Below are 23170 nucleotides of genomic sequence, written 5' to 3' on the forward strand. Positions count from 1 at the left end.
TCCGGCACTTTATCCAAGTGCGTCGATGCTACTGGCCGGCATCAGGCGGGCAAAGCACCCTGTAACCTTTACTGACGAAACTGTGAGCGCGGTTCTCACTTTACGGCGAACGCTACAAGCGAAAATGCCCGGCCATGCTCTGCAGTTCGCGGCCCAGCTGCGCCAAGCGAACGCTCGAGTCAGCCGTTTCGTCCATCGCCGCCGAGGACTGGTCGGCAATATCGCGAATCGAGGTGACGCTGCGGCTGATCTCTTCGGCCACCGCCGTCTGCTGTTCGGCCGCCGCGGCGATCTGCTGGTTCATTTCGAAGATCAGGGTCACCGCCTCGGCAATCCCGGCCAGGGCACCCTCGGTCTGATTGGCATCCTCGACCACATGGGCGACCAGGGCGCCGCTCTGCTGCATGTCGGCCACCGAACGGCGCGTGCCTTCGCGTAGCGTGGCGATCAGTCCTTCGATTTCCGCGGTGGACTGCTGGGTGCGCTGGGCCAGGGCGCGCACCTCATCGGCTACCACGGCAAAGCCGCGGCCCTGTTCGCCGGCGCGGGCGGCCTCGATGGCGGCGTTGAGGGCCAGCAGGTTGGTCTGTTCGGCCACGCTCTTGATCACATCCAGCACCGAATCGATGCGCTGGGTGTCCTGGCTGAGGCGCTCGATGCTCTGGGTGGTGGTGTCCATCGCCGCCGCCAGCTGGTCGATCCGCACCAGGGTCTGGCGCACCACCTCGGCACCGCGACCGACCCGGTTGTCGGCGTCCTCGGTGGACGCGGCGGCAGCCTCGGCGTTACGCGCCACCTCGTGTACTGTGGCGGTCATCTCGCTCATGGCGGTCGCCACCTGATCGGTTTCCACCCGCTGGCCATTGACGCCCAGGCGGGTCTTCTCGGTAATCGCCGACAACGACTGGGCCGAAGCGGAAATCTGGCTCACCCCGCCCTGCAACTGGCCGACCATCTCGCGCAGGTTGTCCGACATGCCCTGCATGGCGGCCTGCAACTGCCCCACTTCATCGCTGCGCTGCACCTCGATGCGCACACTGAGGTCGCCATCGGCGATCTGCCGGGCCTGCTCGATCACCTGTTTGAGCGGACGCACGATCAGCAGGGTGATCGCCAGGGTCGCCAGCAGACCGATTACCAGGGCCAGCGCCGCTGCCAGCAGAATCAGCCAGCCACTGGCCTGCAGTTGTGCCTGCATGGCGCTCTTCTGGCGGGAATAGGCCTGATCCACCAGCTCGCCGATGCGCTCGGCCTGCGCCACCAGCAGGGTGTATTCCTGCTTTTGCTGACGCAAATGGCCGTTGTACTCCTTGAGTCGTTCATTGAACGAGTCGACGTTGCCGATGACTTCCGCCAGCACCGAGGCATAGCCCGGGCTGGTCATGGCATCGCGCAACTCGCCGGCCAGGGTCTGCGCATCCAGGGCCTGCTGGATCTCGCCCTGAGCGATTTCAGCGGAACTGCGACTCAGCTGCAGGCGCACACGGGCCTGGTCGAGCGCCTGCAGCAACAACTGATGAACCTTGCTGATCTGTCCGGCCTGCAACACCGACTCGCCACCTTGGGTACCCTGGCTGCTCTCGAGCAGATCGATGCCATCCTCGGCCAGGCCCTCCCCGATCAGGTCAAGGCTGTTGGCAGCACTCACCACCAGCCAGTTGGCCGCCTCCAGGGACAGGCTCATGTTATCGGTCAGTTCGACATAGCGATCAAAGGCCGTGCGGTACTGGCCGATGGCAGTGTCGACCTCGCCCAGCAGCTGTCCCTCGGCAGCCGGCAGTTCGGCCTGCAGGGCTGCGCTGCTCGCCAGCAGCGCCTGGGCCTGCTCATGCAGGCGCTGGACATGAGCGGTGTCGGTAGTCAGGGCGAAATCCTGCTCGCTGCGGCGAATCTGCAGGACCTGGGAATTGATCGCGCTCATGCGCTCGAGCAGTGTCGAACGGACACCGACCTCGCGCAGCGCCGAATAGCCGGTGGCGGCAACCACCGTGGTGAGCGCCAGCACCACGCCAAAGCCCAGGGCCAGTTTCTTCGCCGTACTCAAGCTGGCGACGTGTCGCTGCAGATCAGTCCACATATATCCCACTCCACCCCGGTCACTGACGAACCACGCTCGCCACCTTAACACGCACGATAGGAGCGCTAGGCTGCTGGCGACAAGCCAACAGCCTAGACGATAGTACTTTTAGCTATGTGCGGGTCGTTTTCAGAGCGGGTTGGCCTGCAAGTTTCAGGGGCGCTGCATCTCGAAACTATCGCGGGTACGGGTGTAGGCCATGCCGCCCAGGCGACCGATCAGGTCGAGTTTTTGCGGATCGATCCGGCCCTTGTCGTTGAGTACCGCATCATCGACATGGGCGAGCAGCACTTCGGCGAAGATCAGGTGGCAGTTCGGCGCATCCGGCGGATACGCCAGCACTTGCGCCACACGGCACTCGAAGGCCACTGCCGCCGCAGCCACGCGGGGCACGCCAACTCGCTCACAGGTCAGGCTGGCGATGCCGCAGCGTTCGAACTCGCTGACGCCATGGGGCAACTGGGCAGCGCTGGCATTCATCGCTTCGGCTTGGGCGAAGGACACCAACTGGATCACCAGCTCGCCGCTGGCCTGAACGTTGCGCAGGGTGTCCTTGGGACTGCCGTCGTCACGCAGATTGACGTTGACCATCAGCGTCGGCGGTGCATCGCTGATCACCTGGAAAAAACTGAACGGCGCCAGGTTGCTGATGCCATCGGAGGAAACACTGGACACCCAGGCAATCGGCCGCGGCGTTACCGTGGACGCCAACCAGCGGTAGGCATCCAACGCTGTCAGGCTGGCGAAATCGAGTTGCATTAACGCCCTGCTCGCGATTCTCTGATGTAGAAGCGCGCCCGTTCGGACTTGCTGGTGCAGCCCTCGTAGCTTTCGAACTGCTGCTGGGTTTTCGCTGCGGTCAGCAGCGACAGGGCCTTGGAATAACTCACGGTGCCGGCAAAGCCTTCGGCCTTGGCCAGATCCAGCTCGGCCCAGGCCGCATTCAGTTGCTTGGCGCAGCTATCGCGGTAGGCGGTTTTGCCGGCGCAACCGGCCAGCAGCAGGGCAATCATCGGTAGCAAGATCCAGGCTTTCATGGTGCGCTCTCCTTGAGACGGGGAAATAACCAGATGGTCATGATGCGATATGACGGCCGCGGGACGAAAAAGTGCCCGCATCCTTCAAGAATGGGCGCGCTGGCGGAGAAATGCCACTACGTCCGCCTGCTCGCCCACGAACTCGATCCGCCCGGCCTTGCTCTCACGCTGGAAGACGTACATGGGGTCGTAATACTCCACCAGCAACGCCTCGATCCAACCACGGTGCAGATCCACCACACCCTGGCTCTGCTGCTCGAGCAGGGCTTGGTCCATGATCGCTGCCAGGCGCTGGTAACGTTCCCCGCCCAGGCGCTTGAGAATGTTCGCCAGGCTCTGCTGCAGGCGCTCGGCGAAGGCCTTGAAGCCCTCCTGGGCACCGTACAGGGCGACGAATTCGGCGCACAGGTCGATCACGTAGTCCTTGAGAATGCGTTCGACCCGGCCCGCCAGGCTGTCTTCCAGCCAGACCAGGGGAAATTCCTGCATGCCCTGGTAGAGTTCCAGCGGCAGGGCGCTCCTGCCGATGATGCGGCCCTCATCCTCGAGTACGAACTGGCGGATACCCGCCGCGCGTTTTTTCAGGATGTCGATGGCCAGAGCATTCTCGAAATCGATCTGCGCCGGCTGGATCGTGGCGCGTTTGCCGAAGCTGGAACCGCGGTGATTGGCATGGCCTTCCAGGTCCAGGCTGTTGTCGAGTTGCGCGATCACCTCGGTCTTGCCGGTGCCGGTCATGCCGCCGACCAGGATGAAGTCGCACTGCGCCGTCGCCTGCTGGGTGGTTTCCAGGAGGAAGGTACGCATTGCCTTGTAGCCGCCGATCACCCGTGGGTAGTCGATGCCTGCCTCGCTCTTCAGCCATTGCTGGACGATTTGCGAGCGCAGGCCGCCGCGAAAGCAATACAGGTAGCCCTGCGGGTTGGCCCTGGCGAAGGCCGCCCAGGCCGCGATGCGCTCGGCCTTGAGCGCACCGCTGACCAGCTGATGACCCAGCTCGATGGCGGCCTGCTGGCCGCGCTGCTTGTAGCAGGTGCCCACCCTCTGCCGCTCGTCGTCATCCATCAGCGGCAGGTTGATCACCCCGGGAAAGGCGCCCTTGGCGAACTCCACCGGGGCACGGGCATCCATCATCGGCACGTCGTCGAGAAACAGCTGGCGGTAATCCTGGGTGTTGTCGCGCATCACAGCACCTCGACCGCGTAAGTCTGCCGCTCAAGCAACTGGCCGACCGGCTCGAGTGTCAGGCCCAGTTCGGCGGCGACCGCGAGAAACTCCGCCTCGCCCTCGGCGGTCACCGCGATCAGCAGGCCGCCGCTGGTCTGCGGGTCGCACAGCAGGAGTTTGTGCGCTTCGGCCAGTGGCGCGATCTTCTCGCCGTAACTGTCGAAGTTGCGCTGGGTGCCGCCAGGCACACAGCCCTGCTCCAGGTAATAGTCGACGCTGGCCAGGCGCGGCACCTTGGCGAACTCGATGCGCGCGGTCAGGCCGCTGCCGTCGGCCATCTCGACCAGGTGGCCGAGCAGGCCGAAACCGGTGACATCGGTCATCGCGGTCACCCCGGCGAGCTTGCCGAAACGGCTGCCCGGCTTGTTCAGGGTGCACATCCAATCGCGCGCCAGGCCGACGTCCTCGGCGCGCAGCTTGGCCTGTTTCTCCGCGGTGGTGAGGATGCCAATGCCCAGGGGCTTGCTCAGGTACAGCCGGCAACCCGCTGTGGCGGTGTCGTTGCGCTTCATGTGACGCTTTTCCACCAGGCCGGTAACGGCCAGGCCGAAGATCGGCTCGGGCGCATCGATGGAGTGCCCGCCAGCCAGCGGGATACCCGCCTGGTCGCACACCGAGCGGGCGCCGCGAATCACCTCACGGGCCACTTCCGGGGCCAGCAGATTGACCGGCCAGCCGAGAATGGCGATGGCCATCAGCGGGTCGGCGCCCATGGCGTAGATGTCGCTGATCGCATTGGTCGCGGCGATCCGGCCAAAATCGAAGGGATCGTCGACGATCGGCATGAAGAAGTCGGTGGTCGACACCACCCCGCGCTCTGCGTCGATGGCGTAGACCGCCGCATCGTCACGCGAGGCATTGCCGACCCACAGATTCGGGTCGAGATTCTGCGCGCCACTGCCGGCCAGGATCACTTCCAGTACCTTGGGGGAAATCTTGCAGCCGCAGCCAGCGCCGTGGCTGTACTGGGTCAAACGGATCGGCTCGCTCATGAAATCTCACTCATATCGTCGACAGGCGGCGGCATTCTAGCAAATGTCGCCTTGGCGCCAGTGATCGGCGCGCGTATGTTGATAAAACAATGCCTTACGGAGGTTGAAAGATGACTCAGCGAGTAGCCTTGGTCCTGGGCTCCGGCGGCGCGCGCGGCTATGCGCATATCGGCGTGATCCAGGAGCTGGAAGCGCGCGGCTATGACATTGCCTGCATCGCCGGCTGCTCCATGGGCGCGGTGATCGGCGGCATCTACGCCGCCGGCAAGCTCAAGGAATACTGCAACTGGACCCAGAGCCTGGATTACCTGGACGTGCTGCGCTTGCTCGATGTGAGCTTCCGCCTGGGCGCCATCCGCGGCGAGAAGGTGTTCGGCAAAATCCGCGAGATCGTCGGCGAGGTCAATATCGAGGACCTGTCGATTCCCTTCACCGCGGTCGCCACCGACCTCACCAACCAGCAGGAAATCTGGTTCCAGGAAGGCTGCCTGCACCAGGCTATGCGTGCCTCGGCGGCGATTCCCAGCCTGTTTACCCCGGTGATCCAGGGCAAGCGCATGCTGGTCGACGGCGGCCTGATCAACCCGCTACCGATAGTGCCGGTGGTGTCCAGCCACTGCGACCTGATCATCGCGGTCAACCTCAACTCGACCAACCAGCAGCATTACCAGTTACCGGTGATCGAACGGCCGCCGGCACTGAAAAGCCGTTTCGACCTGGTGATGAACTCGCTAGGCTCGCGGCTGCCCTCGTTCCGCCGCAAGCAGGGCGAAGACGACGAGTTGCTGCTGCAGGACGAGGGAGAAGCAGCTGCGCAGGAGCCGTCAAATCCCTGGCTGCAACGACCCGCCACGCCCACGCACCCCGATGGACGCAGCGCAGGCGCCACCAAGTCCGCCAGCGGCTCGCGGGTCGCCGACCTGAGCGGGCCGGCCTCCCTGCTGGAGCTGATCAACCAGAGTTTCGAGGTCATGCAGACCTCACTGGCACAGTACAAGATCGCCGGCTACCCGCCGGACATCCTGATCAACGTACCCAGGCGCGCCTGTCGCTTCTTCGAGTTCTACAAGGCCCCGGAACTGATCATGCTCGGCCGGCAGATCGCCCGCGACACCCTGGAGAGGTACGAAAAGGAGAACTAGCAGCCGCCTCGGAGCCTGTCCGCGAACAGCCATCAACGTCAACTGCAGGCTGGGCCTGCGCGGCCCGGCCTGCGCGGCCCGGCCCAAGCAACAAAATCCGAGTATCCGGACAGGCGGCTAGCCCGCTTGAGCGGATGACGAGGTGTCGGGGGGCGGAGCCTTGTCCGCCACCCAATCGCTAAGCAGGCTGTAGGCCAGGGCGAGCAGGGTCGGACCGAGAAACAGGCCCATGAAGCCGAAGGCCAGGATGCCGCCGAACACTCCGAGCAACACCACCACCAAGGGCAGGTTGCCGCCGCGGCTGATCAGGTAGGGCTTGAGGATGTTGTCCACGCCGCTGATGACGAACATGCCCCAGACTCCGAGGAAGACGGCAAAGCCATAGTCGCCCTGGGTGAAGAGCCAGACCGTGGCGGGGACCCAGACCAGGGGCGGCCCCATGGGGATAAGACTGAGCACGAAGGTGAGGATGCCGAGAATCAGCGCACCCGGTACACCGGCGATATAAAAGCCGATCAGTGCCAACAGCGCCTGCGCCGCCGCCGTGCCGATCACGCCGTTGACCACTCGCTGCACGGTGCCGGCAACCAGTTCCAGGTAGTGCTCGGCGCGTTCGCCGATCAGGCGCTCGAGCAGGCTGTGGGCGAACAACGCCAGACGCGCGCCGTCACGGTAGAAAAAGAACACCAGCACCAGGCTCAGGGTCAATTCCAGCACGCCGCCGCCAATTTGTGCACTACGCGCCAGCAACCAATTGCCGACCTGACCGAGATAGGGCTTGAGGGTGCCGAAAAACGCCGCGCCCTGCTGGTCGATGGTCTGCCAGAGCCCCAGCAGGCTCTCGCCTACCAGCGGAATATCATCCAGCCAGTCCGGTGCTGGCGGCAGGCCGGTGACCTGGTAACCCTTGAATAACGCCATGGCATCGCCGATGTGCTCGGCCAGGTTGAAGCCCAGCAGCACCAGGGGCACCGCCACCAGGCCAATCCAGCCCAGGGTCAAGAGCCCGGCCGCAGCGGTTTGCCGGCCATTGAGCAAGCGGGTCAGCCCGCGCATCAGCGGCCAGCTGGCAAAGGACAGGACTGCCGCCCAGAACAGCGCCGAGCCGAACGGCGCGAGCACCCACAGGCTCGCGCCGAGTAGCCCGAGGAGCAAAATCTGCACCAGCAAGCGATCGTTATTGAGCATGCTTGCAACTCCGCAATAGTGAGAAACGACGCTGAGCCCTGCACCTCGGGTGCAGGGCTCAGCGCTTGTGAAGATATCGAGCGCCGTAGCGAGAGCGTCTCCTGGTGTTTGCGGCAAGGCGCGTTACGCGAAAAATGGGGGAGCTTTGTGAGCTAAATGACCCTGTTTTTCGCATGACGCAACGCCAGCAGCGCACGCCAGGGGGCGATCGCAGTAGGCGAGAGCCTTTTCACACGCTCTCAGTCAGCAGCCCTTACGGGGCTGGAGCACGGGCAACGTGCGCCCTCGCGGCGGGCTCAGCGCAGCACGTTGATACGCAACCCCTCAACGGCGGCATCGCCCAACTCCAGCCGAGCGGCCCTGACCCGCTGCTCGACCAGCGCCTGGCGCCAGGCTTCGGCCTGGACGCCGGCCAGGCTGACACGCAAGGTGCTGTCGAGGTTGAGGCTTCGCGCCAGCAATGTCACCCAGGCTTCGCTGGGCTCGGTCTGCTGCGGCAGGCGCAAATCGCCATCGTCTCGCAACTGGCGCAACAAGGTGGCCGGTGTTGGCAGCATCTCGGGCAGGGGTGCATTGGCGGCCAGCCGTTCGACATGCAGATAGGCACGCTTATTACCGCGGGTGATGCTGTAGAGCGCCAGCAAGCTGTCCTGGCGCGGCTCGGCCAAGCGCATCAGTACATAGGCCTGCTGGTCATCGGAGCCATACAAGATGCGATTGCCGAATACCGCATTGGCCCACAGGCTGCTCGAGCCGCACTCACGGCCCTGGCACCAGTAGAGCAGCTCGGCATCCTGCGCCTGCAACGCTTCGCGGGCCGCGGTAAATACCTCATCGGCGGCATGGGTGGGCGGCAACTCGTATGTCAGCGAGGTCAGTTGCCCCTGCACCGCTACTTCGCGCTCGTAGCGCAGACGGCCGCTGATACGCCGAATCGCACCCTGCGGGTAGATCCGCTCCTGCTCGGCGGTTTCGCTGAAAGCGACGATCTGGCTACCGGGAAACCGCGGCAGCACCTCGAGATCGCGACTGCCGGCGACATCCGCGGCCGACACCGCAGCGCTTGCCAACACCCCAGCCAACAGACTGAACCAACGCATGTGAGCCCTCATTGAATCAGCATCGACTGGGCGGTTTTTACCGCCGTGTCATCAAGTACTTCGCGGCGCGGCAAGACGATGCCGCGCTGCACCGCCGGACGGCTCTCGAGTGCAGAGAGCCAACGTTGCAAGTGCTCCAGGCCTTCGATCGAGACGCCCGACCAGTCATGACTGCGCACCCAGGGGTAAGTGGCGATATCGGCGATGCTGTAGGCGCCGGCCAGGTATTCGGCCTCGTCCAGGCGTCGATCCAGCACCTCGTAGAGGCGCCGGGTTTCGTGCTGGTAACGGTCGATCGGGCCTTGCAGCTTCTCCGGGAAGTAGCGGAAGAACACATTGGCCTGGCCCTGCATCGGGCCGACACCGCCCATTTGGAACATCAGCCACTGCAATACCAGCGAGCGGCCCTTGAGGTCCTGCGGCAGCAGTTGCCCGGTCAATTCGGCGAGGTAGATCAGGATGGCGCCGGACTCGAACACGGCGAAGTCGTCGTTATCGCGGTCGACGATGGCCGGAATCCGGCCATTGGGATTGATCTTGATAAATGCCGGGGTCTTCTGCTCTTTGCGCTCGAAACTCAGCGCATGCAGGCTGTAGGGCAACTGCAACTCCTCGAGCGCGATGGACACCTTGTGCCCATTGGGGGTCGCGGCGGTGTAAAGGTCGATCATGCGATTCTCCATTGCAATCGGCCACACCTTCCCCAGTTGCCTTTGGCAAGTCAAGACGAGCGTAAGAAAGGATTGAAACAGTCTGCTACGAGTTGCGCGCCCGCCTCGTCATCCAGATGCAGATGATGCCCGCCGGGCAGATGGGTCAGGTCGATCGGCAACCCGCTCAACAGCTCGGCGAAGCGCGGCTGCGCCAGGAGGATGCCCTGCTCGGCCAGCAACAGGCTGACCGGGCATTGCAGGGATCGGACGAAGGCCATGGCATGGGCCTGGGTCAGGCGCAGCGGCGACGGCAGGGTCAGGCGGCTGTCGGTGCGCCAGGTGTAGCCCCCCGGTACCGGCATCAGCCCTCGTTGGGCCAGCAACTCGGCGGCGTCGCGGCTGACCGCGGCGGTTCCGCGCATGCGCGCCTGGACCGCCCGCTCGAACTCGGCGTATACCGGCTTGCGCTTGCCGGCCAGGGCCATCTGCGCCTTGAGCGCCTCGGCCAGCTTCTGCGGCGCCGTGTCGGCCTCGCCGGTGTACGGGATCAAACCGTCGATCAGCGCCAGGCGTTCGACGCGCTCGGGCAATGCACCGGCCAGCAGGACCGAGACGATGGCGCCCATGGAATGACCGAGCAGGGAAAACCGCTGCCAACCGAACTGGTCGGCCACTTGCAGGACGTCATGCACGTAATCCCAGATCGCATAGCTGGCGCCCAGGGGGCGGTGATCGGAATGGCCATGACCGGCGAAATCCAGGGCGACGATGCGCAGCCCCGGCAACTTGGGCGCCAGCCGGGCGAAACTCGCGGCATTGTCCAGCCAGCCGTGCAAGGCGATCACCGGCTGGCCATCCGCCGGGCCATACAGATGGGCCGCCAGCTCGATATGCGGCAGGCTCAGACGTACTTCCTCAAACGGCAGATTCATGCGAGTTCCTCGACGGGGGGTTGACCGGACCAGCGCCTGAACAGTGAGCGCAACAGCTCGGCCGTGTCCTGCGGCCGCTCCAGGGGGAACATGTGTCCGCCCGGCAGGGTCAGGTATTCGCCCCTGGCCATTCGCCGAATCAGGCGCGCGTGATGCGGCAGCACCACCCGGCTGTGCCGCCCGCGAATCATCGCCAGCGGCACTTGCAGCTGCTGCGGGCGTCCCGGTGTGGTGTGCGGCACGCTGCGATAGATACTGATCTCCGTGGCCGGGTCGAAACGCAGGCGCAGGCTCTGCCCATTGCCATGCAGGCCATGCTGCAGATAGGCATCCAGGCATTCCGGATCGAAACGGCGAAACAGGCTCTTGGCGGCGAAGTAGCTGCGCGCCTCGATCAAATCGGCGAACTCTTCGCGCCGTCCCAGAGTGCGTCCCGCCGGGGTGATGCGGTCGATAAAGCCGAAGCGTTTGGCCGCGCGAATGACGACGCGGTCGGCCAGGGTCAGCACCGGCGAATCGAGCATCACCACCCCCAGATACAGCTCAGGCCTGAGCAAGGCCGCGTGGTAATGCAGCACCCCGCCGAGCGAGTGGCCGACGCCCCACACCGGCTCGCCGCGCTCTTCGAGGTGATGCAGCAGCTCGTCGACCAGGTTGCTCCAGTTGTCATTCACCGGGAAGCGCGGGTCGTGGCCGTGTTGCGGCAGATGCAGCACCTGGTAATCCGGAGCCAGGGCGGCGAACAGCTTGCCGTAGGTGGCAGAGGGAAAACCATTGGCATGGGCGAAGAACACGGGCTGAGTCATGGCGGCAGGCTTAGGCGAAATGATCAGAGGATTGTCCGGCAGCCTCGCCGACACGGCAATGACGAAACGGCCAATGAATGACGGCACTATGGCCAAACCCAAGGGGAGGCACGCCAGCACCCGGAGTTTGCCGCCACAGGCTCATGGGAAATCCTTTTTTTGCGGTTTAAGGGAAGCGGCTAGTGTCGCGTCACAGATCGACCTGCGGTTAAAACGGCTTTTCGTGGGTTAGGCGCACGCTGCCGATAATGATGTACCAGCAAGATCCGTTGCGCCGTAACCCACCATCGGCGCAACGCAGCCCAGTTTCGAGGCGAGGCGCTCGCAACCCGTCACTCGTGCCACAGCACCGTTTCGCGGCGCTCGACCCAGCCGGCGAAGTGCGGCCCGTAGGTGCCTTCGACCACGGCGCGCTTGATCTTCAGGGTCGGCGTGAGGAAGCCGTTGTCCACCGCCCAGACGTCCTTGACCAATACCAGACGCTGCAGACGCTCGTGCTTGTCGAGCGCCAGGTTGACCTGTTCGAGCAGGCTCTTGAGGCTGTCTTCCAGGGCGCCGCGGCTGCCATTGGCGATCTCCTGGCGGCCGACTTCGGAGAGCACGCACAGCGCCAGCGGCTGGGCCATGCCATCGCCGATCACGCACACCTGCTCGATGCGCGAATGCACGGCCAGACGGTTTTCGATCGGCGCCGGGGCGACATATTTGCCCTTGCTGGTCTTGAAGATTTCCTTGATCCGCCCGGTCAGGCGCAGGTTGCCCTCGCTATCCTGCTCACCCTTGTCGCCGGTGCGCAGGAAGCCATCGGCGGTAATGGTTTCCGCAGTTTTCTGCGGATCCTTGTAATAACCCTGCATGGTCGCACCACTGCGCACCTGCACCTCGCCATCCTCGGCGATGCGCACCTCCACGCCGGGGCTGTTCTGGCCGATCCAGCCCTGCTTGAACTGGCCCGGCCGGCCGACATGCGAGTAGCCGCAGTTCTCGGTCATGCCATAGACCTCGAGTACTTCCAACCCCAGGCGCTTGTACCAGTTGAGCAAGGTCTCAGGCACAGGCGCGGCGCCGGACAGGGCATAACGCACCGCGTCCAGGCCCAGACCGGCGAGCACCTTGTTGCCGACCAGGCGCCCGATCAGCGGCAGCTTGAGCAGGAGGTCAAGCCTTGCGGCCGACATCTTGCCGTATACCCCCATCTGGAACTTGGTCCAGATCCGCGGCACGCCGAAGATCACCGTCGGCCGGGCGCGCTTGAGATCGTCGAGGAAGGTCTCCAGGCTCTCGGCGAAGAAGACTGTCTGCCCAGAGTAGATCGACGCCAACTCGACGAACATGCGCTCAGCCACATGACACAACGGCAGGTAGGACAGCACTCGATCGTCTTCACCGACACCGAACAGCTCGGTGGCATGGCTGGCGGCAAAGCCCAGGTTGCTGAAGTTGTGCATCACCCCTTTCGGCGTGCCGGTGGTGCCGGAGGTATAGATGATGGTGGCCAGTTGATTGGCCGAAGGAGCAGGGTCGTCCTGAATCGGCGTACAGGCTTGCAGATCGTCCCACAGGTAGCTGAACGGCCCTGACGGGCGCAGCGGCAAGCCGATGGTCGGCAGGTCGGCAGGCACCCCCGCCGCCATGCCCGGCCAGTCGTCCAGCTTGCCGATGAACACCAACGCCGCCTCGGAATGTTGCAGAACCTGGCGCACCGACTCGGCGGTCAGGTTCGGGTACAGCGGCACCGAGACGTGCCCGGCCATCCAGATCGCCAGGTCGGCGATGATCCAGTGCGCACAGTTCTTGGAAATGATCGCGATGCGGCTGCCTTGCGGCAGCTCCCGGCTACGCAGCCAGTTGGCGCCACGGCGTGCCTGCTCGCCGACATCGGCCCAACTCAACTCCTGCAGCTGCCCCCCCGGCAACGGCTGCACCATATAGCGTTTATTCGGGTGTCGAGCCTCACGCTGGTAAAACACCTGCAACGGCAAACGGATAGCATCGGCCACGGGGCTTCCTCCTTTGTTGTTTTTGTGGAGCCAACCAAGCAATTGCTTGGCTGGACTATATCCACGCACAAAGGCGAGCGGCAAGTGAAGAAATGTTTCGCTGTGTAGCCCGCTTTCAGCCGTGCTGCGGGTGCACCAGGGCCAGCAAATCCATCAGACCGGCGGCCAGCACATCGCCTTCCAGTTCGGCCAGACTGGCGGTGTGCATCGGCACTGCCTGCTGGCGGTGACCATGGATCAACAAGCCGGCCAAGGCCCCGACCAGTGGCTGGTGGGTCACCAGCAGCAACTCGCCATCGCCGTAGCGATCGAGCTGGCGGAGGACTTCGCGCGGGTCGCTGTCCGGCGTCAGCCAGGGCACTGTATGGATACCGCCGGCGAAGCCCAGGGCTTCGCGAACCAGTGCGGCAGTTTGTTGCGCACGCACATAGGGGCTGGCCAGGATCGCACCGAGCGCACGCCCCTCCAGCTGCACCGCCGCCTGGCGCACCTCCTGGCAACCACGCGCCGTCAAGGCGCGCTCGGCATCGCTGCGCGCCTGTGCTTCGGCCTCGCCATGGCGCAGTAACCACAACCTCATGGGCTGGTACTCACAGCTTCGGCTCTTCGTCACGCACCGGGTGTGGTGCGGGCGGCACGCTATGCGGCGCCTGACCCTGCGCGGCTTGCGGGGTCGGCCAGTCGGCGAACGGCCAGGGCTTTTCTTCGGTGTTGAAGGTGCCGAAGCGGCCAATCTGTGCCAGGTACTGGCTCAGGCTGTCACCAAATCCGAGCAGGCTGGCACTGGGCGCACCATAAAACAGCCGGTAGCCCAACTGCAGCAAGACCACGCCACCGAGCACCAGCTCGGCCAGTTGCCAGACGATGACGAACACCACCATCCAGAGAATCCGCAGCAGAATGGATTCGCGCTCCAACTCTTTAGGCTCTTCGCTCATGAAAATCTCCTTGTGAACTAGCGGGTCAGAAACCCGTGGTGGGAATGAAATCGACGTCGGTCTTGGGTTCGGCCAGCATCAGTGCTTCGATCACCTGATTCAGCGTGCGACCCTCGAACAGAATGGCATGCAAACCCGCGACCAGCGGCATGTAGATCTGCAATTCCTCGGCCTTGGCCTTGAGCACCTTGATGGTGTTGACCCCTTCCGCCACCTCGCCCAGACGCTCCACCGCATCCTCGAGGCTCAAACCCTCGCCCAGGGCGAAGCCGACCTGATAATTACGGCTTTTCGCTGACGAACAGGTGACGATCAGATCGCCGACCCCGGCCAGGCCGAGGAAGGTCATGGGGTTGGCCCCCAGTTGCACGGCAAAGCGGGTCATCTCCGCCAATGCCCGGGTGATCAGCATGCTCCGGGTGTTCTCGCCCATGCCCATGGCCGAGGCCATCCCGGCCATGATCGCGTAGACATTCTTCAGCGCGCCGCCCAGCTCCACGCCGAAGCGATCGCCACTGGCATAGACGCGGAAGGTACGACCGTGCAGCGCCTCCTGGACTCGCAGGCACAGTTCTTCATCCTCGCTGGCGATCACCGAGGCAGTCAGCGCGTGCTCGGCGACCTCCCGGGCCAGGTTCGGCCCGGACAGTACGCCGATACGTGCCTGCGGGACGACCTCTTCGAGAACCTGACTCATCAGTTTGAAACCATGCGCCTCGATACCCTTGGTGGTGCTGACCAGCAACTTGCCGGCGAGCTGCTCGGCCACCGGCTGCAGCGCCTGACGCAGGGCGCTGGAAGGCAAGGCGACAAATACCAGCAGGCAGGCACTCAGGGTCGCGGGCAGATCGGTGAGCGGCTCGACACCGGGGTGAATCTTCACCCCTTTGAGATAGCGCGGGTTTTCGCGAGTCGCGAGGATCGCCTCGACCTGGTCCGGGTCGCGCATCCAATGCAACACATGCTGACCATTCTCTGCCAGCAGGTTGGCAATTGCGGTACCGAAACTGCCGCCGCCAAGCACGGCTATAGGTTGCTGTTCAGTCATAAAGGTATCCGTTTTGGGCCATGCGCAATGGCAATCTGGACAGCATTATACGGGCCAAGGGGACAGCGACCAGCTTTTAGCTGGCTCTCAAGCCTCCCGCGCACTGGCAGAAATACGCTCAAGCGTGCGCACGCCGACTGAAAAAGCGGTGTGGCTCGGTTAAGATGCCGCCACCCCCACCACGAACAAGGCCGTTGCGTGGCTATCAACATCCGTGCCTCACTCCCCCTGTCGTTGCTGGCGCTGTTGGCCACTGGCGCAGTGCTGGGCGATGATCTGTTCGACAACGCCTATGCCATGCCGGAAGTACTGACCGCTACGCGTTTGAAGCAGTCGCCAGCGGCAGTTCCCGGCAGCGTCACGGTACTCGACAGCACCCTGATCAAAGCCAGCGGCGCCCGTGACATCCCGGAACTGCTGCGCCTGGTGCCCGGCATGATGGTCGGCTACCGCCACGGCAACCAGGCCACCGCCAACTACCACGGCAGTAACGTCACCGAGGCCAGGCGCCTGCAGGTGCTGATCGATGGCCGTTCGGTCTATCGTCCCGGCCTGGCCAGCGTGGACTGGACGGATATTCCCGTGGCGATCGAAGACATCGAGCGGATCGAAGTGTTTCGTGGCCCGAACACCGTCAGTTACGGGGCCAACGCCTTGATGGGGGTAATCAATATCCTCACCCGCACTCCCCTCGACAGCCGCGGCACCCGCCTGAAAACCACCCAGGGTCAGCGCGGCATCCATGACTGGTACGCCAGCCACGGCAGTGCCTGGCAGGACGGCGCACTGCGCCTATCACTCTCGGGCCTGCAGGACAGCGGCTTCGATCACGACCAGTTCGGCCGCGATTACCGCGACAGCCGTCGGCTCAACCGCTTCAACCTGTCCGCCAGCCAGCAATTCGACAGCCGCCACAGCCTCGATTGGCAACTGGCGGCCAAGGAAGGCAGCAACCAGCGCCCCTATGGCTACACCCCGGTGTTCGGCGACATCGCGCCTGGCGACAATGGCTCGGACGTCACTGCCCGCGACTATGCCGGCTCGCTGCGCTGGACCCTCGACTTCAGCCCCGAGCACAGCCTCTACCTGCAGAGTTCGGCCCAGCACTGGGAACGCAAACAGGTCTGGCGCGCCTGCGAGGCGGAAGTCGCCTTCAGCCCGGAACTGGGCGAGCTGTGGGATCTCAACCCGTTCTACACGGTCAAGTTCGGCAAGAACCCGCTCGGCGCGGTACCGCCCGGTACGGCCCAGGAACAGGCCCTGGCCACTGCCGTACGCGCACAATTGCTCGGCGGTGCCGCGGCCCCCGTCTGCGGCGAGGTCAACCAGAGCATGCGCGAGACCCGCTACGATTTCGAAGTGCAAGACACCCTGAGCCTGTCCGACGACCTGCGCCTGCTCAGTGGCCTGGGTTATCGCTACGATCATGCGGACTCCGAGACCTACTTCAACGGCGCTTTGAGCAACCACATCTGGCGCCTGTTCGGCCACCTGGAGTGGCAACTCGGTGCCCACTGGCTGGTACAGGGCGGCGCCATGCTGGAAGACGACCGGCTTTCCGGCAGCTCGCTGACCCCGCGCATCGCCGTCAACTACCTGATCACGCCACGCCACGGCTTGCGCGCGGTCTACTCCGAAGCCGTGCGCTCGCCGGACATGTACGAGAACAACGTCGACTGGCGCTACCGCGTGCGCAAGCTGCAGCCACAGGCCTTCGGCCAGAGCAGCGCGACCTACTTCGCCCGCTCCCGCGGCCCCGGCAATCTCGATCAGGAAATCATGCGTTCGCGCGAACTGGGCTACAACGGCTCGTTCGCCGATGCCGGCATCGCCCTGGATATCAAGCTGTTCTACGACGAAATCCACGGCATGATCAGCGAGCCGCTGCGCAACGACCGATTTTTCCCGAGCAACGCCAACAGCATGCGCTTCAGCGGTGCCGAGACCCAGATCGACTGGCAACTCAGCCATGCCGACCGCCTGCGCCTGAGCTACGCCTACGTCGACGTCAGCGCCAGCAGCCGCCTCGATCGGCGTCTCACCGCGCGCAACAGCGGGTCCGCCGGCTGGCTGCGCGACTGGGGTCGGGGCTGGTCGAGCGCCCTGTTCTATTACGGCGCCGACCAACTCAATCAGTACCGTTTCGAACGATTGGATCTGCGTGTGGCCAAACGCATCGCCATTGGCGGCGCGGCCCTGGAACTGGCCGGGGTCATGCAGCAGCGCCTCGACGATGAGCCACTGACCTGGCAAGAAAACAACCACGACGAACGACACCTGCTGTATTTCAGCGCGGAGCTAGAATTCTAGGATGCCTTCCCCCCCCTCACGGATGAGCCCCATGCGATCTTCATGGATGCGGCACTGGCTCCTGCTCTGTTGCCTGCTGTGCAGCGCCCCGTTGCTCGCCGCCGAGATCATCCTCAGCGGCGCCGAAGACAACCCGGCCATACGCGCATTCAGCGCCGCGCTGGCCGAATTGCGACCGCAGGATCGGGTGCGCTTCCTTCCGCTGGCGCAACTGCCGAGCCCCGAGCGCATCCCCGCCGATACCCGGCTGATCCTCCTCGACCTGCACGCCCTCGACTGGCGCCTGGACACGTCCGCAGGTCCACCGACCCTGATGCTGCGAATCAGCCGGGTGCACGCCCGGGAACGCCTCGACAATCGCCGCCCGGCTCATCTCAGCCTGCTCTGGAGCGATCCGGCGCCCGCCCGCCAACTGCGCCTGATACGCCTGCTCGTGCCCCAGGCGCAACGGATCGGCGTGCTTTACGACGAGCACAGCCAGTTTCTGCTCGACGAACTGCGCCACGCCGCCACGCCCCTGGGGCTGGAGATCGTCGGCCAAGCCTGGCCGGACAGCCGTGACAACCGGCCCCTGCTGACCCTGCTGCAAAGCAGTGACCTGTTGTTCGGGGTCAACGATGACGATCTGTTCAATCCACGCACCGCGAAAAACCTGCTGCTCACCAGCTATGCCCAACAGCGCGCCATGATCGGCCCCAGCGCCAGCTTCGTGCGCGCCGGCAGCCTGGCCAGCGTCTACAGCGACCAGCAAGACTGGCTGAACAGCCTCGACCGACTGCTCGACCAGCCACCTTCGAGCTGGCCGCGCAGCGCTTACCCCGCCTATTTCAAAGTACTCGGCAACCGTCAGGTGGCCCGCGCACTGGCCATAGAACTGGCCGATGACGCCAGCCTGGCGCAGCAAGTGGCTGAAGGAGAAAACCTATGAAGCTGGGCCGTGGCTGGGACATCCATACCCGCACGCAATTGATCAGTGTCGGTCCGGCGCTGTTGATGACCCTGCTGTTGACTGGTTTCTTCACCTTCGTACGCCTACAGGATCTGCGCCAAGAACTCGACCACACCGGCCAACTGATCGCCAGCCAGCTGGCCCCGGCGACCGAATACGGGGTTATTTCCGGCAATCTGGAGGTACTCGACACCCTGCTGCAGGCCACGCTGAAGACTCCACACGTGCGCTTTCTCGAAGTGCGTGACCACGCCGACAACATCCTGGTGTATGTCGAACAGCCCAACAGCAATAACCACGGCAACGCGCAGGTGGAAATCTTCCATGCGCCCATTCGCCTGCAGCGGATAGCCCTGGACAGTGACTTCCTGCAAACGCCCACGGCCGGCCTCGAGCAAGCTGCCGAACAGGACCTGGGACGTGTCGTGGTCGGCATGTCGAATGACGCTTTCAACACCCGGCAACAGGAAATCCTCCTCAAAGCCGCGGTCCTGGCGCTGCTCGCCCTGATCCTGACCTTTATCCTCGCCCGCCGCCTGGCCCGCCGCCTGTCGCAACCCCTGAGCGCCATGGGCGAAGCGGTCACGGCGATCCAGGGCGGCGACTACCACACCGCCCTGCCCGAACCCGAGGATGGCGAACTGGGCGCCCTGGCCCGGCACATCAACAACCTGGCCAACGGCCTGAAGCGCGCCAGCCTCGAGCAGGAGCAGGCCATGGCGCTGCTGATCAAGGCCCGCGAAGAGTCGGAACAGGCCAACAGCGCCAAATCCGACTTCCTGGCCATGATGAGCCACGAACTGCGCACCCCGATGAATGGCGTACTGGGCATGCTGCAACTGCTGGAAACCACCCAGATGACCCAGGAACAGGCGGAGTATGCGGCGCTGGCTGCAGAGTCCACCGAGCACCTGCTCAAGGTCATCAACGACATTCTCGACTTCTCACGCATTGAGCGCGGGGCACTGGAACTGGAATCCATCCCCTTCAACCTGCTGGAACTGGTGCAGGCCTGTGTGCAGGTGTTCCAGCACAGCGCCCAGCAACGCGATCTGGAGCTGCAACTGGACACCCAGGGCGGCCTCGAGTCGCTTGAAGTTCAAGGCGACCCGACACGCATTCGGCAGATCCTGGTCAACCTGATCGGCAATGCACTGAAGTTCACCGAAGCCGGCAGTATCCGCGTGCAAATCCGCTGGCAGGCGCTGGATGACCAGGTGCTGTGGCTCACCTGTGCGGTGCACGACAGTGGCATAGGCATCTCGGCCGAACGCCTGGAACACATGTTCGACGCCTTCCAGCAGGCCGACACCTCGATCTCCCGGCGCTACGGCGGTACCGGCCTGGGTTTGCCGATCGCCCGCACCCTGGCCGAGCGCATGGGCGGCACCCTGCGCGGCGAAAGCCAGGAGCAGTGCGGCTCGGTTTTCACCCTGGAAATACCCCTGCCCTTCTCCCGCCAGCTCCGCCAGATCACCGCCAATGCCCCGGCACAAGAGCACCAGGGACAAGGTCAAGATGTGCTCCTGGTCGAGGACAATCCAGTCAACCAGACCGTGATTGAGGCCATGTTGCGCAGCCTCGGCTATCAGGTCTGCCTGGTCGGCGATGGTGCCCAGGCCGTGCAGAGCGTCCAGCGCCGGCACTTTGCCGCCATCCTGATGGATTGCCGTCTGCCGATCATGGATGGCTATGAAGCCACCCGCCAGATTCGCCGCCTCGCCGACCAGGCCGATATACCGATCATCGCCCTCACCGCCAATGCCCTGCAGGGCGATCGCGAGACCTGCCTGGATGCAGGCATGAATGATTACCTGGCCAAACCCTTCAAGCGCGCCGAGCTGCAACGGATACTGCTACGCTGGCTGCCTCCCCGACCTTCGACCAGTGGCCAAGACAGTTAAAGTGTTGCAGGCTTGACCTGCATAGGCTTACCCAGGCGCCCCTCTGTGGCAAGATGTCGGGGCGCAGTAGCGCTGTATTCTGCACGCTGTGACTTTCACCACAACGCAACAGTCTATGACTAGGCTATCGGTAGACGCACAATAGCGGCGTGACCGGCCAGGACGATTCACCCAGCCTTGGCGCATGGGAAATATTGAGGAGCTCGCATGACCAAACAAAACGCCTTCACCCGGGAAGACCTGTTGCGCTGCAGCCGCGGCGAACTGTTCGGCCCAGGTAATGCGCAATTGCCCGCCCCGAACATGCTGATGATCGACCGCATCACCCACATCAGCGATACTGGCGGCAAGTATGGCAAGGGCGAGATCGTTGCAGAGCTCGATATCACCCCGGACCTGTGGTTCTTCGGCTGTCATTTCGAAGGCGACCCGGTGATGCCAGGCTGCCTCGGCCTCGACGCCATGTGGCAGCTGGTTGGTTTTCACCTAGGCTGGCAGGGCAACCCGGGCCGCGGCCGCGCCCTGGGTTCCGGCGAAGTGAAGTTCTTTGGTCAGGTCCTGCCGACGGCCAAGAAAGTTACCTATAACATTCATATCAAACGCACCATCGCCCGCTCGCTGGTTCTGGCCATCGCCGACGGCAGCGTGAGTGTCGATGGCCGCGAGATCTACAGCGCCGAAGGCTTGCGTGTCGGCCTGTTCACTTCTACCGACAGTTTCTAAAGGATTTCTCCCATGCGTCGCGTCGTGATTACCGGTCTGGGCATCGTTTCCTGCCTGGGCACTGATAAAGAAACCGTCTCCGCCAGCCTGCGCGCCGGCCGACCCGGTATCCGTTTCAATCCGGAATACGCCGAGATGGGCCTGCGCAGCCAGGTATCCGGCTCCGTTGACCTGAAACTGGAAGAGTTGATCGACCGCAAGGTCTACCGCTTCATGGGCGATGCGGCGGCCTTCGCCTACCTGTCCATGGAACAAGCGATCAAGGATTCCGGGCTGAGCGCCGAAGAGGTTTCCAACCCGCGCGTCGGCTTGATCGCCGGCTCCGGTGGTGCTTCGACCTTCAACCAGATGGAAGCCCTGGACATCATGCGCGAGAAGGGCGTCAAGCGGGTCGGCCCCTACCGAGTGCCGCGCACCATGGGCAGCACCGTATCGGCCTGCCTGGCGACTCCGTTCAAGATCAAGGGCGTCAACTACTCGATCTCCTCCGCCTGCGCCACCAGTGCTCATTGCATCGGCAGCGCCATGGAGCAGATCCAGATGGGCAAGCAGGACATGGTGTTTGCCGGCGGCGGCGAAGAAGAACACTGGACCCAGAGCTTCCTGTTCGATGCCATGGGCGCCCTCTCCACCCAGTACAACGAGACCCCGGAAAAAGCCTCGCGGGCTTACGACGCCAAGCGTGACGGCTTCGTCATCGCCGGTGGCGGCGGCATGGTGGTGGTCGAAGAGCTGGAGCATGCTCTCAAGCGCGGCGCCAAGATCTACGCGGAAATCGTCGGCTACGGCGCCACCTCCGACGGCTACGACATGGTCGCACCGAGCGGCGAAGGCGCGGTGCGTTGCATGCAGCAGGCCATGGCCACGGTAAAAGACCCGATCGACTACCTGAACACCCACGGCACCTCGACTCCGGTCGGCGACGTCGCGGAAAGCCGCGCAATACGTGAAGTGTTCGCCGACAAGGCCCCGGCCATCAGCTCCACCAAGAGCCTGACCGGCCACTCTCTGGGCGCCGCCGGCGTGCAGGAAGCGATCTATTGCATGCTGATGATGGAAGGCAACTTCATTGCCGGCTCGGTCAATATCGACGAAATCGACCCTGAAATCGCCGACCTGCCGATCCAGCGCAGCACCGTCGAGAATGCCAAGATCGACACAGTGATGAGCAACAGCTTCGGCTTCGGCGGCACCAACGCCACCCTGGTGCTCAAGCGCTGGACCGGCAAGTAGACCGGATCGGACGCAGAGGCCCGCAGGGCAAGGTGCATGGACGCACCTTATGAAACAACCGCACACGACAAAGGGCGCCCAATTGGGCGCCCTTCGTTTTGCCTGGGCTTCAGGCCACTTCTTCAACCCCTTCAACTCGCTTGGCCTTCCTTAGGCGCGGCAGCAACATAGGCACCTGCTGACGATAGGCCGCATATTCCGGGTGAGCTTTCAGCAAGTCGCGCTCCTCCAGGAAAATGCCGATCAGGATATAGACGCTGGTCAGCACGGCGAACAGCAGGTGCGCCGCCGTCATCTGCGGGGTGCACCAGAAGGCGAAGAACCAGCCCAGGTAGAGCGGGTGACGCACCAGCTTGTAGGCGGAAGGAGTATTGAACGGCAGCGCCGTATAGGGTTTGCCCAGTAGTTGCAGCCAGACCTGACGCAAGCCGAACAGGTCGAAGTGGTTGATCAGGAAGGTGCTGTACAACACCAGCGCCCAGCCGAAGCCGAAGCCCGCCAACAACGGCAACTGGGCACCGCGACTCTCCACCTGCCAGATGACGCCGCCCATGGGTTGCCAGAAGTAGAACAACGCGATCAGCGCCAGACTGGAAAGCAGCACATAGGTGCTACGTTCAGCCGCCTGGGGAATGATGCGCGTCCACCAGGCCTTGAAGGACGGCCGGGCCATCACGCTGTGCTGGATGGCGAACACCGCCAACAGCAGCATATTGACCGCCAAGGCGTTGCCGAAAGCCATTTGGGGGATCCCGTCAATGGCCCGCGGCACCAGCGGAAAATTGCCAACGAAGGCAATGGCGTAAAGGAAAGTGGCGAGAAACACGACATAGCTGCCGACGCCGTAGAGAAAGATCGCAAAGCGTTTCATGGTTATGGTCCTGCCTCGATTGGGGGGAGCTGCAAGACTG

At 63.8% G+C, this 23170-nt stretch carries 21 protein-coding genes and 1 pseudogene; 6 read left to right on the forward strand and 16 right to left on the reverse strand.

Annotated elements, in window-relative coordinates:
* Positions 1 to 112: 112 nt before the first annotated feature.
* The 6 genes and pseudogenes from ABZE94_RS02890 to selD all read right to left on the reverse strand — a co-directional run bounded on the left by ABZE94_RS02890 (position 113) and on the right by selD (position 5333).
* Positions 113 to 985, reverse strand: coding sequence for a methyl-accepting chemotaxis protein (locus ABZE94_RS02890; protein WP_372874053.1), 873 nt, complete (start codon positions 983 to 985; stop codon positions 113 to 115).
* Positions 968 to 2077, reverse strand: a pseudogene (locus tag ABZE94_RS02895) (HAMP domain-containing protein); the annotation flags it as partial. The pseudogene ABZE94_RS02895 and the gene ABZE94_RS02890, both read right to left, overlap by 18 nt.
* Before the next feature lie 153 nt (positions 2078 to 2230).
* The gene (locus ABZE94_RS02900; protein ID WP_372874028.1) at positions 2231 to 2836 is read right to left on the reverse strand and encodes a flavin reductase family protein; all 606 of its coding nucleotides are present in this window, start codon (positions 2834 to 2836) and stop codon (positions 2231 to 2233) included.
* Positions 2836 to 3114 carry a hypothetical protein gene (locus ABZE94_RS02905; protein ID WP_318946027.1) on the reverse strand — a complete coding sequence of 93 codons (279 nt, stop codon included), beginning with the start codon at positions 3112 to 3114 and terminating at the stop codon, positions 2836 to 2838. Before ABZE94_RS02905 ends, ABZE94_RS02900 begins: the two co-directional genes overlap by 1 nt.
* 84 nt (positions 3115 to 3198) lie before the next feature.
* A complete protein-coding gene (mnmH, locus tag ABZE94_RS02910; RefSeq protein WP_372874029.1) occupies positions 3199 to 4299 on the reverse strand; it encodes a tRNA 2-selenouridine(34) synthase MnmH in 1101 nt (366 codons plus the stop codon).
* Entirely contained in the window at positions 4299 to 5333 is a 1035-nt protein-coding gene (gene selD / locus ABZE94_RS02915) for a selenide, water dikinase SelD (RefSeq protein ID WP_372874030.1), read from the reverse strand. The genes mnmH and selD overlap by 1 nt, the downstream gene beginning before the upstream one ends.
* A 110-nt stretch (positions 5334 to 5443) precedes the next feature.
* Here selD and ABZE94_RS02920 point away from each other — a divergent pair, with 110 nt between their 5' ends.
* Positions 5444 to 6475 carry a patatin-like phospholipase family protein gene (locus ABZE94_RS02920; protein ID WP_372874031.1) on the forward strand — a complete coding sequence of 344 codons (1032 nt, stop codon included), beginning with the start codon at positions 5444 to 5446 and terminating at the stop codon, positions 6473 to 6475.
* A 117-nt stretch (positions 6476 to 6592) separates the two neighbouring features.
* Here ABZE94_RS02920 and ABZE94_RS02925 read toward each other — a convergent pair whose 3' ends face one another.
* The 9 genes from ABZE94_RS02925 to ABZE94_RS02965 form a co-directional block, all read right to left on the reverse strand.
* Complete coding sequence (locus ABZE94_RS02925) at positions 6593 to 7663, reverse strand: AI-2E family transporter (protein ID WP_372874032.1); 1071 nt, start codon at positions 7661 to 7663, stop codon at positions 6593 to 6595.
* Positions 7664 to 7959: 296 nt separating this feature from the next.
* Positions 7960 to 8763 carry a DUF4892 domain-containing protein gene (locus ABZE94_RS02930; protein WP_372874033.1) on the reverse strand — a complete coding sequence of 268 codons (804 nt, stop codon included), beginning with the start codon at positions 8761 to 8763 and terminating at the stop codon, positions 7960 to 7962.
* An 8-nt stretch (positions 8764 to 8771) separates the two neighbouring features.
* A complete protein-coding gene (locus ABZE94_RS02935; protein ID WP_372874034.1) occupies positions 8772 to 9434 on the reverse strand; it encodes a glutathione S-transferase family protein in 663 nt (220 codons plus the stop codon).
* Positions 9435 to 9484: 50 nt separating this feature from the next.
* On the reverse strand, positions 9485 to 10348 hold the full coding sequence (locus ABZE94_RS02940; protein WP_372874035.1) for an alpha/beta fold hydrolase: 864 nt from the start codon (positions 10346 to 10348) through the stop codon (positions 9485 to 9487).
* Positions 10345 to 11154, reverse strand: a complete 810-nt coding sequence (locus tag ABZE94_RS02945; protein WP_372874036.1) for an alpha/beta fold hydrolase — start codon at positions 11152 to 11154, stop codon at positions 10345 to 10347. Before ABZE94_RS02945 ends, ABZE94_RS02940 begins: the two co-directional genes overlap by 4 nt.
* Positions 11155 to 11486: 332 nt before the next feature.
* The gene (locus tag ABZE94_RS02950) at positions 11487 to 13154 is read right to left on the reverse strand and encodes an AMP-binding protein (RefSeq protein WP_372874037.1); all 1668 of its coding nucleotides are present in this window, start codon (positions 13152 to 13154) and stop codon (positions 11487 to 11489) included.
* Between the two features lie 115 nt (positions 13155 to 13269).
* Positions 13270 to 13734 (reverse strand): phosphohistidine phosphatase SixA, encoded by a 465-nt coding sequence (gene sixA / locus ABZE94_RS02955; protein WP_372874038.1) that lies wholly within the window; start codon positions 13732 to 13734, stop codon positions 13270 to 13272.
* Positions 13735 to 13744: 10 nt separating this feature from the next.
* Positions 13745 to 14092 (reverse strand): DUF4389 domain-containing protein, encoded by a 348-nt coding sequence (locus tag ABZE94_RS02960; protein ID WP_372874039.1) that lies wholly within the window; start codon positions 14090 to 14092, stop codon positions 13745 to 13747.
* A 25-nt stretch (positions 14093 to 14117) separates the two neighbouring features.
* Positions 14118 to 15140 carry an NAD(P)H-dependent glycerol-3-phosphate dehydrogenase gene (locus tag ABZE94_RS02965; RefSeq protein ID WP_372874040.1) on the reverse strand — a complete coding sequence of 341 codons (1023 nt, stop codon included), beginning with the start codon at positions 15138 to 15140 and terminating at the stop codon, positions 14118 to 14120.
* Between the two features lie 198 nt (positions 15141 to 15338).
* Here ABZE94_RS02965 and ABZE94_RS02970 point away from each other — a divergent pair, with 198 nt between their 5' ends.
* The 5 genes from ABZE94_RS02970 to fabB all read left to right on the forward strand — a co-directional run bounded on the left by ABZE94_RS02970 (position 15339) and on the right by fabB (position 22259).
* Positions 15339 to 17450, forward strand: coding sequence for a TonB-dependent receptor plug domain-containing protein (locus ABZE94_RS02970; protein WP_372874041.1), 2112 nt, complete (start codon positions 15339 to 15341; stop codon positions 17448 to 17450).
* A gap of 31 nt (positions 17451 to 17481) precedes the next feature.
* The gene (locus ABZE94_RS02975) at positions 17482 to 18378 is read left to right on the forward strand and encodes an ABC transporter substrate-binding protein (RefSeq protein ID WP_372874042.1); all 897 of its coding nucleotides are present in this window, start codon (positions 17482 to 17484) and stop codon (positions 18376 to 18378) included.
* Complete coding sequence (locus ABZE94_RS02980) at positions 18375 to 20303, forward strand: ATP-binding protein (RefSeq protein ID WP_372874043.1); 1929 nt, start codon at positions 18375 to 18377, stop codon at positions 20301 to 20303. The genes ABZE94_RS02975 and ABZE94_RS02980 overlap by 4 nt, the downstream gene beginning before the upstream one ends.
* A 207-nt stretch (positions 20304 to 20510) precedes the next feature.
* A complete protein-coding gene (fabA, locus tag ABZE94_RS02985) occupies positions 20511 to 21026 on the forward strand; it encodes a 3-hydroxyacyl-[acyl-carrier-protein] dehydratase FabA (RefSeq protein WP_090499736.1) in 516 nt (171 codons plus the stop codon).
* A 12-nt stretch (positions 21027 to 21038) separates the two neighbouring features.
* Entirely contained in the window at positions 21039 to 22259 is a 1221-nt protein-coding gene (fabB, locus tag ABZE94_RS02990; protein ID WP_372874044.1) for a beta-ketoacyl-ACP synthase I, read from the forward strand.
* A gap of 109 nt (positions 22260 to 22368) precedes the next feature.
* Here the strand turns inward: fabB and mddA are convergent, their stop codons facing one another.
* Positions 22369 to 23130, reverse strand: coding sequence for a methanethiol S-methyltransferase (gene mddA, locus ABZE94_RS02995; RefSeq protein WP_372874045.1), 762 nt, complete (start codon positions 23128 to 23130; stop codon positions 22369 to 22371).
* Between the last annotated feature and the right edge of the window lie 40 nt (positions 23131 to 23170).

Origin of the sequence: Pseudomonas sp. (genome assembly GCF_041601375.1) — a bacterium.
GTDB lineage: Bacteria > Pseudomonadota > Gammaproteobacteria > Pseudomonadales > Pseudomonadaceae > Aquipseudomonas.